At 68.8% G+C, this 224-nt stretch carries 1 protein-coding gene; it reads right to left on the minus strand.

Annotated features, from left to right (window positions below):
• Positions 1-224: phosphate acyltransferase (locus KDH83_RS32355; protein WP_212323325.1), on the minus strand; the 224-nt coding region annotated here is incomplete at both ends.

Consider the following 224-nt stretch of genomic DNA (forward strand, 5'->3'; position numbering starts at 1 on the left):
CGCACCAGCTCCAGCGCGCGGCGCATCTTCGCGCCCGAGGCCGAGCTGCCCGAGCCGAAATTCGAGCGCGACAGCAGCGCCGCCTTGGGCGCCAGGTTCATGCGGCGCATCTGCCGGGCCGCGGCGACAGTGAATTCGGCGATCTGCTCGGCCGTGGGTTCATCGTTGACGTGCGTGTCCACCAGCACCACCGTGCGCTCGTTCAGCAGCAGGATGTTCATGGC

Source organism: Achromobacter sp. Marseille-Q0513, assembly GCF_018195695.1.
Taxonomy (GTDB): domain Bacteria; phylum Pseudomonadota; class Gammaproteobacteria; order Burkholderiales; family Burkholderiaceae_B; genus Achromobacter.